The 572-nt window shown below is 64.2% G+C and carries 1 protein-coding gene; it reads left to right on the forward strand.

Going from position 1 to position 572, the window contains the following annotated elements; genetic code table 11:
- The coding region (locus tag AC1DIG_RS29295) for an Ig-like domain-containing protein (RefSeq protein WP_477770111.1) at positions 1-572 on the forward strand (572 nt) is incomplete at both ends.

Genomic DNA, 572 nt, shown 5'->3' on the forward strand with positions numbered 1-572 from the left:
ATCAATCACCGGCACCAACGACGCGCCGGTGGCAGTGGCCGATGCCGCCGCCGGTACGGAAAACCAGACCCTGAGCATCAACGTGCTGGGCAATGACACCGATGCTGACGACGGCCACCTGTTCACGCTGAACTCGGCGAGTGCGCCGGCGAGCAAGGGCACAGCCAGCGTGGTCGACAACCAGCTGGTGTTTACCCCCGGAAGCGATTTCGACCATCTGGCACAAGGGGTGGTCGAGCACGTGACGCTCAGTTACCAGATGCAGGACGAACACGGGGCACTGTCGAGCTCCACGGTGGACGTGACCATCACCGGCACCAACGACGCGCCGGTGGCAGTGGCCGATACGGCCGCCGGCACGGAAAACCAGACCCTGAGCATCGACGTGCTGGCCAATGACACCGACGTCGACGACGGCCACGCATTCACCTTGGTCAGCGCCAGTGCACCGACAAACCAGGGCACGGCCAGCGTGGTCGGCAACCAGYTGKTGTTCACCCCGGGGACTGACTTCGATCATTTGGCGCAGGGCGCCACGGCCAGTGTCACACTCAGCTACACCATGAGCGACG

The sequence above is a fragment of the Pseudomonas sp. 05N431 genome (assembly GCF_056397005.1).